Genomic DNA, 16,077 nt, shown 5'->3' with positions numbered 1-16,077 from the left:
TGCGGCTTCTCATGCGAGTTCCTCCCCGCGGGTGATGGTCGGGGGGAGTTGATCTCCGCGGGGCGCGCGGTGTTCCAGCGCGTCACGCAGCTGAGCCCGGCCACGGTGAATACGGCTGCGGACCGTGCCGAGCTTCACGCCGAGTGTCGCGGCGATCTCCTCGTAGGACAGCCCCTCGATGTCACACAGAACGACGGCCGCGCGGAACTCGGGCGCGAGCGCGTCGAGTGCCGCCTGGATGTCGGGTTCGAGATGGGTGTCGTCGTACACCTGGGCGGGGGACGGCTCGCGGCCACGCAGCCGTTCCGCCGCGTCGTCCGCCAAGCCCTCGAACCTGATGCGCTGCTTGCGCCGCGCCATGTCGAGGAACAGGTTGGTGGTGATGCGGTGCAGCCAGCCCTCGAAGGTCCCCGGAGTGTAGTTCGACAGGGACCTGAAGACCCTGACGAAGACCTCCTGTGTGAGGTCCTCGGCGTCGTGGACGTTACCGGTCAGCCGATAGGCCAGCCTGTAGACGCGCGCCGAATGGGTCCGGACCACCTCCTCCCAGGTGGGAGGTGTCCATTCAGACACGGGAGTATCCGTCTGGTGGTCGAACTCGTCCACCAGCACTCCTCTCTCCGGGACCACCGCTATCGCCATAGTGCCTGGTTTCGTCCCTTCGTGCGCACTCACTACCCTCAGGACCGGCAAAGGCCGCTTAAACCGTGCAACGCACCAGGCGTGACATGAGTTCCCGATCGGGCCTGGCTCCCCTAGGCTGCGACCCAGTTCCTATATGACTCCGTACGGAGAAAGCGGGAAGGAGAGGCCGATGGCAGAGACGCCGACAAGTCCGTTGGAGGCCGCTCTGGCCTATGCCGAGGAATTCCACAGGGAGGACGAGATCCTCTGGGACGCGCGCCGACGCGCCGCGGAGGTCGGGGTCACCCCCATCCCGCCCGGCACCGGCGCCGCGCTCTGTTTCCTCGCCTCGGCCATCAACGCCAAGGCCGTCGTGGAGGTCGGCACGGGATGCGGCGTGTCCGGGCTGTGGCTGCTGCGCGGTATGCGCCAGGACGGCACGCTCACCAGCGTGGACGTCGAGCCGGAGTACCAGCGCCTCGCCCGGCAGAGTTTCGCCCAGGCGGGCTTCCCCGGCGGCAGGACCCGCCTCATCACGGGACGGGCCCTGGACGTGCTGCCTCGTCTGTCCGACGGCGGCTACGACCTGGTCTTCTGTGACGGAGCCAAGCAGGAGTACGCCGACTACCTGGCCGAGGCGGTCCGCCTGCTGCGCGTCGGCGGCATCGTGATCTTCGACAGCGCGCTGTGGCAGCACAGGGCGACCGACCCCACCCGGCGTGACCCGGACGTCGTCGCCCTGCGGGAGCTGGGCAAGCTCGTCCGCGGTGACGAACGGCTGCGCCCCCTGATGATCCCCCTCGGCGACGGCGTCCTGGCCGCCGTCAAACTCGGCTCCTAGCCGTTCTGCTCAGCTCCTGGTCAGCCAGTCGAGCAGCAGGCGCACGCCGTAGCCGGTGGCGCCCTTGCTGAGGAAGCCCTCGTCCGCGGTGCTCCTGCCGACACCCGCGATGTCCAGGTGCGCCCACGGCCGCCCGCCGGTGAACTCGCGCAGGAACAGCGCCGCCGTGATGGAACCGGCGCCGTAGGTCGATCCGGCCTCGATGTTGGCCAGGTCCGCCACGCTCGACTCCAGCGCCGGAGAGTAGTCCTCGATGAGCGGCATCCGCCACAGCCGCTCCCCCGTCTGCGTGGCCGCCTCGGTCAGCTCGGCCGCCAGGGCGTCGTCGGAGGCGAAGACGGCCCCCACGTCCTTGCCCAGGGCGACACTGATCGCGCCGGTGAGCGTCGCGACGTCCACCATGACGTCCGGGTCGAGCTCGGCGTCGGCGTAGGCCAGCGCGTCGGCCATCACCAACCGGCCCTCCGCGTCGGTGTTGAGCACCTCGACGGTCCGCCCGCCGTACTGGGTGATCACGTCGGAGGGGCGCTGGGCCGTACCGGAGAAGGCGTTCTCCGCGGCGGCGACCAGGGCGGTGACCCGCACCCGCGCGCCCAGCGTGGCGAGCGCGCCGACGGCCGCGATGACGGTCGCGGCTCCCGCCATGTCGGTCTTCATGAACTTCATGCCGTCGGACGGCTTCAGGGACAGGCCGCCGGTGTCGAAGGTGATGCCCTTGCCGACCAGGACAACGTGCCTGGTGGCGCCCTGCGGGCTGTAGGAGAGCCGGACCAGGCGCGGCGGGCTGACCGAGCCCTGGCCGACCGCCAGGATGCCGCCGAAGCCCTCGGCGCGCAGCTCGCGTTCGTCCCACACCTTCACGTCGACGCCTCCGGCCGCCTCGGCCCGCTCCGTCGCGCGCTCGGCGAGCCACTGCGGCGTCTTGATCGAGGCCGGGGTGTTGGCCAGGTCCCTGGCGAACGAGACGGCCTCGGCGACCACGGCGCCCCTGGCGACCTCCGCCTCGACGCCGTCGCCGACGAACTCGACCAGGGCCGCGGGGGCGGACCTGGTCTCGCCGATCCTGAAGGTGTAGGTGGCCAGCAGCGCGCCCTCGACGAACGCGGCCACCGGACCCTCCGGCAGCACGGCCCTGACGGAGGACCTGCCCCTGCCCCGCCGTACGACCGCGGCGCCGGCCTTGCGCAGCGCGCCCGCCGAACCGTCACCGACCCCGTAGAGCAGCACCCGGCCGACGCCGTCGCCGTTGGCCACCGGGACCTCGACGACCTCACCGGCCTCGCCCTTGGCCTCGTAGTGCGCCAGCAGGGCCTCGACGGGCAGCGGCAGCTCCACCTCGGGCGCGCGGTCGGCGGAGAAGGGTACGGCGAGCAGCCCTGCCTCCCCGAGCGGCGGCACCCCCGCCGGGACGGCGGCCCCGTGTTCCGAGGGGGCACCGGTGAGCAGGGTGTACGGAGAGATGGGCATGTGGAACTCCAGTCATCAGCCGGGGGACACCGCGGCCCTGGCACGAGCCGCGCTCCGGCGGTCCGGTGGCCAGGGCCGTGTTCGTCGATCGGGGGCGCACGGGCCGCAGTGGCTGTCGTGCTCCGCGAACGAGATCGAGTCGGGGCCCGGCGTCACCGCTGGTCTCAGGCCGGGATCAGACGACGACCTTCTTCAACTCTTCGCCAAGGGCGCTGGCCTCGTCCGCCGAGAGCTCGACGACGAGCCGGCCGCCACCCTCAAGGGGAACCCGCATGACGATGCCCCTGCCTTCCTTGACGACCTCCAGCGGACCATCACCGGTCCTCGGCTTCATAGCCGCCATGCGTGTATCCCTTCCTGCTTCGGGCTCCGGATCTCCGACTGACCCGAGGGTGGCCGACGCATTCACGTCTTCTGTGATGTCCTATTATCCCGTCTCCGCGCTCGGAATGGGAACGATCAGCCCCAGCATCGACTCATCGGGCAATCAAGACCGTCCTTCGCGCTCGGGGACGGCCCCGCGGACATCCGGGCCGTCGCGGTCCGCGGACGGGCCGCGGGACCTCTCACTTCCCTGACCAGGCCACAGAGGTGGCAGGTTACGAAGTGGTCCCGGAGCGGGCGGGACGGGCGCGCGTGGCGGCGCGGAGAATTTACCGGACCGAGACGATCAACTGAACGGCTCGGGGGCCGCCGGGAAGGCGTTCCGGCTCGGCCGGGGTCAGGTCGGGGGTCAGTAGGTACCCCGCACCCAGCAGTCCTCCAGATGGTCGTTGACCAGCCCGATGGCCTGCATCAGGGCGTAGGCGGTCGTCGGGCCGACGAAACGGAAGCCGTTCGCCTTGAGCTCCTTGGCGAGGGCCTTCGACCCGGGCGTCTGGGGAGGCACGTCCGCCAGCGTCTTGGGGACGGGCGCCCCGGGGTCGGCGTGCTTCCAGATCAGGTCGGACAGGTCGACGTCGAGCGCGGCCCGCGCGTTCGCGACGACCGCCTCGATCTTGGCCCGGTTACGGACGATGCCGGTGTCGGCGAGCAGCCGCTCGACGTCGGCCGCACCGAACGCCGCGACGGCGGGGATGGAGAAATCGGCGAACGCCGACCGGAAGTTCTCCCGTTTGCGAAGGATCGTGATCCACGACAGGCCCGACTGGAAGGCCTCAAGGCACAGGCGTTCGAACACCCGGTCGTCACCGGTGACCGGACGGCCCCACTCTTCGTCGTGGTAGGCGATGTACTCGGGCGCGGAGCTCACCCAGCCGCAACGTGTCGGTTCCGTCACCGGGCCTCCTTCACACCTTGCTTCTCCCGCTTCTTGTCCTTCTCGTCTTGCTCGTCCGAGTCCTTGTCGGCGCTCTCCGCGCTCTCGGCGGGTTTGACGGCGCCCGCGGAGATCTCGGCGGGCTCGGCGGACTCCTCAGGGGACCGTACGGTTTCCAGGGGCTCCTCGGGCTTGGCGGCTTCCTCGGCCACGGGCTTCTCGGTTTCCCGAGGTTCCGAGGCTTCCTGAGGCTCTGCGGCCTTGCCGGGTTCTTCGGCCTTCTGAGCTTCCTGAACCTTCTCTGGCTCACCCGCCTCGGCCGCGTCCGCCTCACCGGTCTCCACCGGTTCACCGGCCTCGGAAGGCTTCTGAGCCTTCTGGGCCTCCTGAACGGTCTGGGGCTCGTCCGGCTCCTGAACCTTCTCGGGCTCCATGGCCTCGGCCGTGTCCGCCTCACCGGGCTCCACCGGCTCCTCGGTCTCGGGGTCCGCACGCCGTACCGCGCCCGTGGACTCGGAGAGGGCCTCGCGCATGACCGGCGGGGCCGTGTGGGCGGCGTCGTGGCGGGCCTGGAGCCTGCCCGCGAGCAGTTCGGCGATCTGCTGTTCGAGGACCGCGATCCTGGTGTCACGCTCGCTCAGCGCGTTCACCACGAGGTTGAGGGTCTCGTCGACGCTCTGCGTGTTGTAGCCGACCACGCTCACCGGCAGTTGCAGGGCCATGAAGTCGGCGGCCTCGAGTCTCTTCGGCTCTGGCAGCTCGACCGGGGGGACGTCGGGGGCGAATCTGGCCAGTTCACCACCCCGCCCCATGGAGACCGCCACGACTGCGGCGATGACGGCTAAGGCGGCGAGGGCGAGTACGACCAGCACATACGAATCGTGCCACAACTCCCACTGATCTAGGATCGCCTCATGACCGCTCTCACGGTGCTCACCCCCGGCGACCAGGGCGATCCCTCCTGGGCCGAGGCGAGATCGATCGCCGAGATCGAGAAGTTCGTCCGGGCCGGGCACACCGTCGTCGTCACGCCCGCCGACCTCGCGGGGCACGACGGAGAGGCCGCCGAGCTTGCGGCGGCCTCCGTCTGCGCGTGGGCCGGGGCCAGGGTGTTCCGCACCACCCGCCCTGAGCAGGTGCGGCTCGCGGTCGAGATGACCGAGTCGCTGGCCGGGCGGCGCCCCCCGGCGCTAACCCGCCGTGGCCTCGCCTAGCTCCTCGACGCCCGGCTCCAGGTGTCTGGTCCGCTTCTCCAGGTGCTCGAAGGCCTCCTCGACCGTGGTGGTCCAGGAGATCGCGTCGAAGACGTTGGGCCGGGTGAAGCCCTCCTCGTGCATGCCCTCGATCAGACTCCGCAGCGGAGCGTAGAGCCCCCACGGGTCGAGGAGCACCAGCGGTCTGTCGTGGAGACCGAGAGTCCTGGTCGTCCAGATCTCGAACAGCTCCTCCAGCGTCCCGATGCCGCCGGGCAGCACGAGGAAGGCGTCCGAGCGGGCGTCCATGACCCCCTTGCGCTCACGCATGTCGGTGGTGACGACCAGTTCGTCGGAGTCGTGGTCGGCGACCTCGACATCCACCAGGGCCTGCGGGATCACCCCCACCGTACGGCCGCCGCCCGCCCTGACCGCTCTGGCGACCGCCCCCATGCACGAGACCGTCGCCCCGCCGCTGACCAGGGTGTGCCCGCGCCGGGCCAGTTCGGCCCCGACCTCCTCCGCCAGCGTCAGATACTTCCTGTCGATCTTCCGGTGTGATGCCAGGAAAACGCATATGAACACATCGGAACCATAGTCGTGGCCCGGGATCGCGGGGAAACCCTTATTCGGCGTCGGCGACCGTGCTCCGCGCGGCCTGCTGTCCCTTCCCGAGGCCGCTCGCCCGGTCCCTGTCGGCCTCGACGATGATCCGTACGGCCTCGTCCACCTCGTCGGTCACCTGGATGAGGTCGAGGTCGGCCGGGGAGATCTTGCCGGTGTCCACGAGGGTCGTCCTGATCCACTCGTACAGGCCGCCCCAGAACTCCGTGCCGAGCAGCACCACGGGGAAGGAGGTGACCTTGCGCGTCTGGACCAGCGTCAGCGCCTCGAACAGCTCGTCCAGCGTGCCGAAGCCGCCGGGCAGCGCGACGAAGCCGCGGGAGTACTTCACGAACATGGTCTTGCGCACGAAGAAGTAGCGGAACTCGATGCCGAGGTCCACATATTCGTTCATGTGCTGTTCGAAGGGAAGCTCGATGCCCAGGCCGACGGAGACGCCGCCCGCCTCCCTGGCGCCGCGGTTGGCGGCCTCCATGCAGCCGGGACCGCCACCGGTGATCACGGCGTAGCCCGCCTCGGAAAGCCTGCGGCCGAGTTCCACGCCCAGTTTGTAGTCCGGCGACTCCTGCGGGGTGCGCGCGGATCCGAAGACGGTCACCGCCTCGGGCAGTTCGGCGAGCTGACCGAATCCCTCGACGAACTCCGCCTGGATGCGCATAACCCGCCACGGGTCCATGTGCAGCCAGTCGGCGGGGCCCCTGCGGTCGAGAAGGCGCTGGTCGTGGGTGGAGTCGGAGACCAGGTCACCGCGGACGACCGCGGCTCCCTGACGGCGTTCGGGGCGTGTCTTCTTCATGCCGAACACGCTAGCGCCGCTTCTGGAAAAATCTTGAAAATTCTGGGGGAAAACCGGGAACCGGATTTCTCCGGCGCCACGTCTAACTGCCGAGGGTGCTGCTCGGGACTGAAAGTGGCTTTCCCCGCCAAATGGCCGGCGGGGAAAGCCACTTTCATTTGTGCCCGCGTACCGTGCGGCGCTCAGCCGCGGAGCCAGTCGATCATCCTGCGTTCACAGTCGGCGATCTTCTCCAGCGAGACGTACTCCCCCCGCTGGTGCGCCAGATTGGGGTCGCCGGGGCCGTAGTTCACCGCGGGAATCCCGAGCCCGGAGAACAGCGAGACGTCGGTCCAGCCGAGCTTGGCCCTGGGCGTGCCGCCGACCGCGGCGACGAAGGCCCCGGCGACCGGGTCGGTCAGCCCGGGACGCGCGGCCGGGGCGAGGTCGGTGAAACGGAGCTCGAACCCGTCGAAGACCTCGCGCACGTGCTCCTGCGCGGCGTCGAGGGAAAGGTCGGGGGCGAAGCGGTAGTTGACGGTCACCACGCACTCGTCGGGGATCACGTTGCCCGCGACACCACCGCGGATCGCCACCGCGTTGAGCCCCTCGTGGTATTCGAGCCCGTCCACGACCGGCTGCCTGGCCTGGTAGGCGTTGAGGATCTCCAGCACCGGCATGGCCCGGTGCACGGCGTTGACGCCGAGCCACGACCTGGCGCTGTGCGCTCTCCTGCCCCGCACGGTGATCTCGGCCCTGAGCGTGCCCTGGCAGCCGCCCTCGATCTCGCCGTCGGTCGGCTCCATGAGGACGGCGAAGTCGCCGGTGAGCCAGTCGGGGTGGTCGAGGCTGAGCCTGCGCAGGCCGTTGCGCTCCGCCTCGATCTCCTCGCAGTCGTAGAAGACGTAGGTGACGTCCCTGGCGGGCTCGTCGAGCGCGGCGGCGAGTTTCAGCGCGACCGCGACGCCCGCCTTCATGTCCGAGGTGCCGCAGCCGTACAGCAGGCCGTCCTCGACGTGGCTGGGCAGGTTGTCCGCGACCGGGACGGTGTCGATGTGGCCCGCGATCACCACCCGCTCGCTCCGGCCGAGCCCGGTCCTGGCCACGATCGACTCGCCGTCACGGTCGACACGGAGGTGCGGCAGTGCCCGCAGCGCCTCCTCGACCGCGTCCGCCAGGACCTTCTCGTCTCCGCTGACCGACTCGATGTCCACGATTCGCGCGGTCAGCGCGCCGACGTCCTGTGTGAGGTCCAGCCGCGTACTCATGCGGCGACCCTATCCTCAGCCGATCCTCAGCCGCCCCGGACCCGGCCGTCCGCCGTCACGAAGGGCGATCCCGTTCGCAAAACCTGTGAAACGATAACAGAGCGCGACGGCTCCTCCGGGGCTCGCAGGAAGTGCCGTCGCCTTCCCGCTGTCTGCGATCGGTAGGTTCTTCAGCGTGCGTCGGCGCTTCTCCAAAGGGGTCATCGCGATCGTCGCGATCGTGACCGTGCTCGCCGCGGCCATCACCGTGGGGGTCTTCACCCTGATCAACCGGGTGACGCCGTTCCGGGAGACCGGTGAGGGGTGCAAGATCACCACGCCCGGCGGCACGCTCGAACTGGAGATCGACCAGGCTCAGGTCGCCTCGGTCATCGCGGCGGTCGCCGCCCGCAGGAAGCTGCCGGAACGGGCGGTGGTGATCGCCTACGCCACCGGGATCCAGGAGTCCAAGCTGCTGAACCTGCCCTTCGGCGACCGTGACTCCGTCGGGGTCTTCCAGCAGCGGCCCTCACAGGGATGGGGCACCCCCAAGCAGCTGATCGACCCTGTCTACGCGTCGGGGAAGTTCTTCTCCGCGCTGGTCAAGGTGAAGGGCTACCTCAAGCTGCCGCTCCACGAGGCGGCGCAGCGGGTGCAGCGCTCCGCCGACGGGTCGGCCTACGCCCAGCATGAGGACGAGGGCAAGATCCTGGCGGCGGCCTTCACCGGGAGGGTGCCCAAGGCCGTGCACTGCTGGTTCCCCGAGCCGACCTCGACCCCCAGCACGTCGGGCACGGCCACCACGACGCCGCGTCCCCCCGCTGACAGGGCGATGCGCGGGCTCGTCCACGCGCTCGGCGCCAGCGCCTCGTTCGAGGCGGCGTCCTCGCGTGACGGCTGGCTGAGGGCGAGCTGGTCGGTCGCGCACGCGCAGAAGTTCGGGCTGCGGCGGGTCCGCTACAGCGGCCAGGCGTGGACGTCCGCCAACGGCGAGAACGGCTGGCGGCCCGACACGACCGCCCCAAAGGGCAAGGTCGACATCTCCTAGCCTCGTTTCTGGATGGTGATGGAGCCCGGGGCCAGGGGCTGGGCGTAGGAGGAGGTCCAGGGCTCGTCCTGGGGACGGTCGAAGGAGAGCAGGCGGCCGTCGGAGGCCCGGTAGTCGGCGAAGTCGAGCAGACCGCGTTCGGGCATGAAGGTGACGCCCTCCGAGCGGAAGGCCGCGGTGCCGCGGCCGACGGGGAAGAACTCGACGCCCTCGACGCTCAGTGTGGTCCTGGCCGGGACCATGCCCTGTGTCGGCACCGGCGTCCACAGCAGCACCTCCAGGTGCGGCGCGTCGGAGTCGGAACCGGTCCGTGTCTCGATCGACAGCCACTGGTAGCGGCGGCTGCCGTCGTCGAGGAGGTACTCGGTCCACTCGACGCCCTGCGACGACAGGTACAGGGCTCCCAGGACGCGGGTCCGCACGCCCTGGCAGTCGATCGTGTCGCCGACCTTGATCGTGCGGGGGTCGGGGTAGTCGATGCCGACATGGCCCGCGCTCGGCCTGGCAGGCTCCGCGGCCTGTGCCGCCTGGACGGGGGACTCGCCGGGGGCCCCGGACCCGCGTGGCCTCCTGTCCTGGCGCGTGGTCGCGAACAGCGCGCCCAGCAGCAGAACGAGCGTGACCGCGCTCAGTCCCAGTATCGCGGCGACCTCAGGGGTCATGGCGCGCGATCCTACTGGAGGCGGCTCACCGCCGCACTTATGCGCTCGTCACTCGCGGTCACGGCGATCCGGACGTGTTCCGCACCGGCCCGGCCGTAGAAGTCTCCGGGCGCGACCAGGATGCCCTTGTCCGCCAGTGAGCGCACCTGCTTCCAGCAGTCGGTGCCGTTGGTCGCCCACAGGTACAGGCCCGCCTCGGAGTGCTCGATCCGCCAGCCCGCCGCCTCAAGGGCGGGACGCAGGAGCGCGCGACGGGCCGCGTAGCGCTCGCGCTGCTCGTCGGCGTGCGCGTCGTCGTCGAACGCCACGGCCATCGCCGCCTGGACCGGCCCAGGCATGATCATCCCGGCGTGCTTGCGGACTTCGAGCAGCCGCCCGACCAGCTCCGGGTCTCCGGCCACGAAGCCCGCCCGGTAACCGGCCATGTTGGAGCGCTTCGACAGCGAGTGCACCGCGAGCAGGCCCTCGTGTGAGCCGCCGCAGACGTCGGGGTGCAGGATCGAGATCGGCTGTTCCTCCCAGCCCAGCTCGATGTAGCACTCGTCGGAGGCCACGACGGCGCCGCGCTCACGGGCCCACGCGACCACCTTGCGCAGGTGCTCGGCGGGCAGGACCTTGCCGCTCGGGTTCGAGGGGGAGTTCACCCAGACGAGCGGCACCCGCTCGGGGCCGAGGGAGAACAACCCGTCCGTCGCGTACGGCTCCGCCCCCGCGAGGCGCGCTCCGACGTCGTAGGTGGGGTAGGCCAGCGCGGGGAAGACCACCCGCTGCCCCGGCCCGACACCGAGGAGGGTCGGCAGCCAGGCGACGAACTCCTTCGAGCCGATCAGCGGCAGCACGTTGGCCTGGTCCAGGTTCACCCCGTGACGGCGGGAGAGCCAGCCCGCGGCCGCGGAGCGCAGCCGTTCGGTGCCGTAGGTCAGCGGGTATCCGGGGCTGTCCGAGGCGTCGGCGAGCGCCTGCCGTACGAGAGGGGGCACCGGGTCGACGGGGGTGCCGACGGAGAGGTCGACGATCCCGTCGGGATGCTCCTGCGCCAGCGTCTTGAGCGGCGTGAGCCGATCCCACGGAAAATCTGGCAGGCCGATCACAGCTCTCCCCGCTGATGACTGTCCCCCCGCCTCACCGGCCGGGGAAGGGACCTCTTCGCCCGGGACATCCGGGTGACTGACTCTCGCGGGCGGACGGCGTCGCCCCCCGCCCGCGGGGATGTGTTCTAGTGCTCCTCGGCCTGCGGGGGCAGCGCCGAGACGACGGAGTGGTCCTTGGCGATCTTGCCGATCTTGGAGGCGCCACCCGGGGAGCCCAGGTCGTCGAAGAACTCGACGTTGGCCTTGTAGAAGTCCTTCCACTGGTCGGGAAGGTCGTCCTCGTAGAAGATCGCCTCAACCGGGCAGACGGGTTCGCACGCGCCGCAGTCCACGCACTCGTCGGGGTGGATGTAAAGCATGCGCTCGCCCTCGTAGATGCAATCGACGGGGCATTCCTCGATGCACGCCTTGTCCAGGACGTCCACGCAAGGCTGCGCGATGACGTAGGTCACCTCGGGCTCCTTCTTTTATCCGCACCTAGGCACGACTTCGACCGCGGGTTGCTACGCCCTAGTATTGCCGTGCCCACCAGATGTCTGAAACGGGAGGGGGCAAAAGACGATGATCCTCGGTATCAGTGCTGCCCTCAAAATCACCCTAACCCCTTCCGACGTGGGCAAAAGGGTAACTACCCGGCGTCGCGTTCCTGAGGGTTTCCGTGACGCCGTCGGCGAACTCGAGTTCTGGCGTGACGATCTTCTCGGGGTGCGCAAGCGCGACGGCACGCTCGTTGAGATCCGCCGTTCCGAACTCGTCGCGGCGAAGGTCGTCCAGGGCGGACGGCCCGGCCGGACGTAAGCCGTTCCCCAGTCGTTTCCCAAAAAAGGCCGCGCCTCCTCGACCCACGGCGCGATCACCGAGAGTATTCGGTGAGTGACCGTACGCATCAGCGCCGCCGCCATGATCCTCATCGCCACGACCGCCGGATGCGGCGGCACACAGGCGCAGGACGACGGGAAGCTCCCGCCGATCAAGCCACAGGCCGCCTCCCTGAAGGACGGCTTCTCGACGATGGACCGTCTCGTCGAGGCCGCCAGGAAAGAGGGTTCGCTCACCGTCATCGGGCTACCGCGTGACTGGGTGAACTACGGCGAGATCATCGACACCTTCTCCGACGAGTACGGAATCAAGGTCAACCAGGTGGAGCCCGCGGCCAGCAGCCGCCGGGAGATCGAGGCCGCCGCGCAGCTCAAGCCGGACGTGTTCGACCTGAGCCTGGAGGTCGCGGTCGCCAACGCCCCGATGTTCGCCCCCTACCGGGTGCAGCAGTGGCCGGACGTGCCCGACAACCTGAAGGACTACGGCGGGCGCTGGTACGCCGGATACGGCGGCTACATGTCCATCGGTTACGACCCGCGCAAGGTCGCGACGCCCGCCTCCTACCAGGACCTGCTCAAGCCCGGCTACAGCGTCTCGCTGCCCGGTGACCCCCGGCAGACGGCCGCCGCCTTCAACGGGGTGATGGCCGCCTCGCTCAGCGCGGGCAAGGCCGAGGCCGCCAGGGGCGTCGCCTTCTTCGGCCGCCTGAAGAAGGCGGGCAACCTCGCGGCGAACGAGCGGGCGGCCACCGTGGTCGTCGACTGGGACTACCACAACGCCGAGCGGGCGGCCCACGAGGCGAACGGCTGGAAGGTCGCCATCCCCGGTGACAGCGTGCTCAGCGCGTACTACGTCCAGGCCGTCAACAAGGACGCCCCGCACCCGGCGGCGGCCCGCCTCTGGCAGGAGTTCCTCTTCTCCGACCGGGGTCAGAACCTCTTCCTCAAGGGGTATGCCAGACCTGTCAGAATGGAGGCCCTGCAGATGCGTGGCACCCTGGACACCGAGGCCGCCGCCAGACTTCCGGTGACCAGCGCGAAGCCGGTGATCCTGACGATCCCCGAGACCGACACGGCCAAGACCTACCTCAAGAAGGAGTGGGCGGAGAGGGTCGGTTAAGCCGGAGGCTGATGCGACTGATATGTCGGGACATCTTTGAGGCTCTAAAGTGTCTGGGGAGGACCGATAAGAGGCCGTGGCGTCTCGGAATGTGAGCTGATCGTCTTGCGATACGACACCCCGAGTCAGATGAGGTGGAACGCTCGCGCCTACGACAGCAGCTTCGGATACGTCTCGGCCCACGGCGCTCCCCTGGTCGACCTGCTCGACCCCCAGCCGGGAGAGCGTGTCCTCGACCTCGGCTGCGGCACCGGGCTGCTGACCGCCGAGATCAGCTCACGGGGGGCACGGGTGCTCGGCATCGACGGCTCCTCCGCGATGATCGAGAAGGCGCTCTCCCTGCATCCCGGACTTGAGTTCATCGTGGGGGACGGGCGTGACTTCACGGTCGCGGAGCCGTACAACGCGGTCTTCTCGAACGCGGCCCTGCACTGGATGGGGCGGGAGCCCGACACGGTGATCTCCAACGTGTGGCAGGCGCTGACGCCGGGCGGGCGGTTCGTCGCGGAGATGGGCGGCGCCGGCAACTGCGCCGCGCTGACGGCGGCGCTGTCCACCGCCTGGCGGGAGCACGGGCTCCCCGAGCCCGACCTTCCGTGGTACTTCCCCAGTCCGGCCGAATACGCCACACGGCTGGAGAAGGGCGGTTTCACCCTCCGCCTGCTCGAGTACTTCGACCGGCCGACCCCGCTCGACGAGTGCCCGGGGGGAGCCGCCGACTGGGTGCGAACGTTCGCCGGTTCCCTGATTCAGGGGAAGCCGGTGGAGCTGGTCGAATCCCTGCTGCTTCGGGTGAACGAACTGGCCGCTCCCGCCCTGCGGCGGGAGACCGGTTGGATGGCCGACTACGTGCGGCTCCGCTTCGCCGCCGTACGACGCTGACCAGACCCGATGCGCTGGGGCGATTTGCCAGACTATGGTCTGTTCCATGAGTCTCGTTCCCCGGCGACGAGGAGTGACTCGGGCGGCTTGAGGGGCTGGTGAAGGGAACGGATGAACTTCTGTCTGAGTGACCTCGTGCCGCCGCTCCGCTGGAGCGACGCGGCCACGATTCCACTCTTGCGCGACCAGTCTGAACTGCCCGGCGCGTGGTGGCGCAGCCTGCCCGTCTCCCGGGTGCTGGCCCTGCTCGGTCCCGAGCGGTTAGCCGGAATTCTCGCCGGGATCACCCTGGAGCACTGGCCCGCCGCCGCCGTCGGCGACGTGCTGCCCGCCCTGTACGTCCTGGACCCCGAGGACGCCGACGAACCCTGTACGGCCATCGCCCTCGACCGTGCGGGCTCCTGGGCGGGGCTGCTGGCCCTGACCGGTCACGAGCTGCGCGAGCAGCCCTTCATTCAGCCGCTTCCCGTGCTGAACGCGCTGTTCGGCGCGGTCTTCGCCCGCCTGGCCGCCCCGGGCGTCGCGCCCGCCCGTACCGGTGAGGCCGTCGAGGACGCCCTTACCGGCGGGGCCGTCGAGGACGCCACGGAGAACGCCGAGGACGCCGGGGACGCCGAGAGCAACGGGGACGCCGAGAGCAACGGGGAGGCCGGGGGCACCGAGGGGTCCGGGGACGAAGCCGCGCCGCAGGACGCCCCTGAGGCTCCCCAGGAAGCTCCCCAGGAGGCCCCGCAGGACGACGCCGAGGCCGTACCTGAGGCCGTGTCCGAGGGGTCCGAGGCGGAGCCTGAGGCCGTACCTGAGGCCGTGTCCGAGGACACGCCCCAGGCTCCCGAGACCGCGGAGGAGGCCACGGACAAGGCCGCGGAGAAGGGCGGGGAGGAGCCCGCGGAGGCTTCGGCTTCCCCGGACGCCCCGCCGGCCGTCTCCCGGGCCGCTCCCCCGGCCCCGCCCGAGCCCAAGCCGATTCCCCTTCCCGTACGGCCGAAGCGGACCCCTGGGTCCACACTCCCCAAGCCGCCTCCTCAGGCGGGTTCCACTTCCGAGCGCGGGCTCTTCGAGCCGATGACCGCCGTGAGCCCGGAGACCGGACCCGAGCCGAAGCCCGAACCGGAACCTCAGCCCGAGCTGGAACCTCGGCCCGAGCCGGAGACCGCGCCCGAGCCGGAGACCGCGCCGGAACCGGAGGCCCGGCGGGAGCCGGAACCGGAGCCCGCCGAGCCCGCCGAGCCCGCCGCCGAGCGGGTCCCCCAGCCGGACGACCTGTACGCGCTGCTCGACGGCGCCTTCGCCGACCTCGACGACAGGAGCTGGGCCGTCGCGCAGAACAGGGTGTTCACCGACGCGCCCGCGGCCGTCGAGGCCCTGTCCAAGCTCTTCGCGGTGCAGCCCGAGGTCATCGACGAGGTCGAGACCGCCCTGCGGCACAGGCTCGGCGAGTGGCTCGCCTCGGCGGAGGCGGAGCCGTACCGGGAGCATCTGGCGGAGGTCGGCAGGGCGCTCGGCAAGGCCGCGCCCAAGGCCCGCCTGGCCACGGTCGCGTCCTGGCACGCCCGTGAGCTGCGCTCGCTGGACGTGCCCGCTTGGCAGTTCGTGCTGGCCACCCTGCCCCACCACCGGCTGGCCGAGGACTGGCTCGTCGAGGGGGACATCACCGAACTGCGTCACCTCACCCGCGACGTGATCAGCGGCGCCAAACCCCCGCTGACCATGTCCAAGGCCCTCGACCTGGTCGCCTCCCTGGGCATCCACCACGACGTGGCCAAGGATTGGCTCGCGGGCGTCCCGCAGCTGCGCATCCTCGGCGCCGGGCAGCGTCCTCCGCAGCAGGGGCCTCCACAACAGGGGTCTCCGCCTCCACAGCGGGAACAACCGGCCCAGGAGGACGAGGAGCGCAGGGAGGGCCCGTTCCGCCCGCTGAAGGACGTCTCGCTGACCCGGCGCTGCTTCCGGCAGCCCGACGGGCGCTGGTGGCTCAGGATCGACGTCACCGCCGAGCATCTCCAGGGCGTCGAGTGTCCGTTGCCCAGTGGGTTCGCCGCCTATCTCGGCCTGTCGCCGGGGAGCGCCCGCAGGGTGCAGAGCGCGGTCGGCGAGCTGGGCCTGAGCTGGCAGGAGCGTCCCGTTCTCGAATCACTCAGGACACTCCTTGAGGACGCGGGGGCCAAGCCCGGCGGCCACCTGTTCGTGACGTTGTCCGACGAGGGGGTCCTGCGGGCCAGGCACCTGCCCGCGGCGGGCGGTGACACGGAGCCGGTCGCGCGGGCGCTGCGGCTGGTCGGCTACACGGCACCCGGCGGTACGGCGGAGCAGGCGGCCAGGGTCATCGCCACCCGGGTCGGCATGACCGGGCAGGTCGGCCTGCCGGACCTGCTCGCCCGGTTGAGAGAGCGTGGGGACCGCGACCTGTTGTCCCTGCTGGCCTAG

Annotated in this window: 18 protein-coding genes; 7 read left to right on the top strand and 11 right to left on the bottom strand. The window is 70.2% G+C overall.

Features of this window, described 5'->3' with window-relative positions; translation table 11 throughout:
* Positions 1 to 9 precede the first annotated feature (9 nt).
* A complete protein-coding gene (gene sigE, locus ACFYY8_RS09285) occupies positions 10 to 642 on the bottom strand; it encodes an RNA polymerase sigma factor SigE (protein ID WP_352016547.1) in 633 nt (210 codons plus the stop codon).
* A 172-nt stretch (positions 643 to 814) separates the two neighbouring features.
* Here sigE and ACFYY8_RS09280 point away from each other — a divergent pair, with 172 nt between their 5' ends.
* The gene (locus tag ACFYY8_RS09280; protein WP_390038820.1) at positions 815 to 1,465 is read left to right on the top strand and encodes an O-methyltransferase; all 651 of its coding nucleotides are present in this window, start codon (positions 815 to 817) and stop codon (positions 1,463 to 1,465) included.
* A 9-nt stretch (positions 1,466 to 1,474) separates the two neighbouring features.
* Here the strand turns inward: ACFYY8_RS09280 and ACFYY8_RS09275 are convergent, their stop codons facing one another.
* The 4 genes from ACFYY8_RS09275 to ACFYY8_RS09260 form a co-directional block, all read right to left on the bottom strand.
* The gene (locus ACFYY8_RS09275; protein WP_390038818.1) at positions 1,475 to 2,932 is read right to left on the bottom strand and encodes a leucyl aminopeptidase; all 1,458 of its coding nucleotides are present in this window, start codon (positions 2,930 to 2,932) and stop codon (positions 1,475 to 1,477) included.
* Positions 2,933 to 3,107: 175 nt separating this feature from the next.
* Positions 3,108 to 3,275 (bottom strand): DUF3117 domain-containing protein, encoded by a 168-nt coding sequence (locus ACFYY8_RS09270; RefSeq protein ID WP_012894793.1) that lies wholly within the window; start codon positions 3,273 to 3,275, stop codon positions 3,108 to 3,110.
* 390 nt (positions 3,276 to 3,665) lie between these two features.
* Complete coding sequence (locus ACFYY8_RS09265) at positions 3,666 to 4,211, bottom strand: DNA-3-methyladenine glycosylase I (protein WP_390038816.1); 546 nt, start codon at positions 4,209 to 4,211, stop codon at positions 3,666 to 3,668.
* Positions 4,208 to 5,062 carry a hypothetical protein gene (locus ACFYY8_RS09260; protein WP_390038814.1) on the bottom strand — a complete coding sequence of 285 codons (855 nt, stop codon included), beginning with the start codon at positions 5,060 to 5,062 and terminating at the stop codon, positions 4,208 to 4,210. Before ACFYY8_RS09260 ends, ACFYY8_RS09265 begins: the two co-directional genes overlap by 4 nt.
* 42 nt (positions 5,063 to 5,104) lie before the next feature.
* Between ACFYY8_RS09260 and ACFYY8_RS09255 the strand changes: the two genes are divergently transcribed.
* Positions 5,105 to 5,404 (top strand): hypothetical protein, encoded by a 300-nt coding sequence (locus tag ACFYY8_RS09255; protein WP_390038812.1) that lies wholly within the window; start codon positions 5,105 to 5,107, stop codon positions 5,402 to 5,404.
* On the opposite strand, the gene ACFYY8_RS09250 is transcribed toward ACFYY8_RS09255, so the two are convergent.
* The 3 genes from ACFYY8_RS09250 to dapE form a co-directional block, all read right to left on the bottom strand.
* Positions 5,381 to 5,968, bottom strand: coding sequence for a TIGR00730 family Rossman fold protein (locus tag ACFYY8_RS09250; protein ID WP_390038810.1), 588 nt, complete (start codon positions 5,966 to 5,968; stop codon positions 5,381 to 5,383). The two genes, ACFYY8_RS09255 and ACFYY8_RS09250, sit on opposite strands and share 24 nt — an antisense overlap.
* 40 nt (positions 5,969 to 6,008) lie before the next feature.
* The gene (locus tag ACFYY8_RS09245; RefSeq protein WP_390038808.1) at positions 6,009 to 6,803 is read right to left on the bottom strand and encodes a TIGR00730 family Rossman fold protein; all 795 of its coding nucleotides are present in this window, start codon (positions 6,801 to 6,803) and stop codon (positions 6,009 to 6,011) included.
* 182 nt (positions 6,804 to 6,985) lie between these two features.
* The gene (gene dapE / locus ACFYY8_RS09240) at positions 6,986 to 8,050 is read right to left on the bottom strand and encodes a succinyl-diaminopimelate desuccinylase (protein WP_390038806.1); all 1,065 of its coding nucleotides are present in this window, start codon (positions 8,048 to 8,050) and stop codon (positions 6,986 to 6,988) included.
* A gap of 175 nt (positions 8,051 to 8,225) precedes the next feature.
* Here dapE and ACFYY8_RS09235 point away from each other — a divergent pair, with 175 nt between their 5' ends.
* Positions 8,226 to 9,077: a hypothetical protein gene (locus tag ACFYY8_RS09235; protein ID WP_390038804.1), complete on the top strand. Its 852-nt coding sequence runs from the start codon at positions 8,226 to 8,228 to the stop codon at positions 9,075 to 9,077.
* Here the strand turns inward: ACFYY8_RS09235 and ACFYY8_RS09230 are convergent.
* The 3 genes from ACFYY8_RS09230 to fdxA all read right to left on the bottom strand — a co-directional run bounded on the left by ACFYY8_RS09230 (position 9,074) and on the right by fdxA (position 11,282).
* Entirely contained in the window at positions 9,074 to 9,739 is a 666-nt protein-coding gene (locus ACFYY8_RS09230; protein WP_390038802.1) for a DUF4178 domain-containing protein, read from the bottom strand. The two genes, ACFYY8_RS09235 and ACFYY8_RS09230, sit on opposite strands and share 4 nt — an antisense overlap.
* Before the next feature lie 11 nt (positions 9,740 to 9,750).
* A complete protein-coding gene (gene dapC / locus ACFYY8_RS09225; RefSeq protein ID WP_390038800.1) occupies positions 9,751 to 10,830 on the bottom strand; it encodes a succinyldiaminopimelate transaminase in 1,080 nt (359 codons plus the stop codon).
* Positions 10,831 to 10,955: 125 nt separating this feature from the next.
* Complete coding sequence (gene fdxA, locus ACFYY8_RS09220) at positions 10,956 to 11,282, bottom strand: ferredoxin (RefSeq protein ID WP_352016535.1); 327 nt, start codon at positions 11,280 to 11,282, stop codon at positions 10,956 to 10,958.
* A gap of 109 nt (positions 11,283 to 11,391) precedes the next feature.
* Between fdxA and ACFYY8_RS09215 the strand changes: the two genes are divergently transcribed.
* From ACFYY8_RS09215 to ACFYY8_RS09200, 4 genes are all read left to right on the top strand, one after another.
* Positions 11,392 to 11,628, top strand: a complete 237-nt coding sequence (locus ACFYY8_RS09215; RefSeq protein WP_352016534.1) for a hypothetical protein — start codon at positions 11,392 to 11,394, stop codon at positions 11,626 to 11,628.
* A 75-nt stretch (positions 11,629 to 11,703) separates the two neighbouring features.
* Positions 11,704 to 12,768 (top strand): ABC transporter substrate-binding protein, encoded by a 1,065-nt coding sequence (locus ACFYY8_RS09210; RefSeq protein ID WP_390038797.1) that lies wholly within the window; start codon positions 11,704 to 11,706, stop codon positions 12,766 to 12,768.
* A gap of 129 nt (positions 12,769 to 12,897) precedes the next feature.
* The gene (locus ACFYY8_RS09205) at positions 12,898 to 13,650 is read left to right on the top strand and encodes a methyltransferase domain-containing protein (RefSeq protein ID WP_352016532.1); all 753 of its coding nucleotides are present in this window, start codon (positions 12,898 to 12,900) and stop codon (positions 13,648 to 13,650) included.
* 177 nt (positions 13,651 to 13,827) lie between these two features.
* Complete coding sequence (locus ACFYY8_RS09200) at positions 13,828 to 16,077, top strand: hypothetical protein (RefSeq protein WP_390038795.1); 2,250 nt, start codon at positions 13,828 to 13,830, stop codon at positions 16,075 to 16,077.

This window comes from Streptosporangium sp. NPDC001559 (genome assembly GCF_042893955.1).
Classification (GTDB): domain Bacteria; phylum Actinomycetota; class Actinomycetes; order Streptosporangiales; family Streptosporangiaceae; genus Streptosporangium.
Note: the sequence above shows the minus strand (reverse complement) of the source record. Positions and strands in the feature narration are given on the sequence as shown.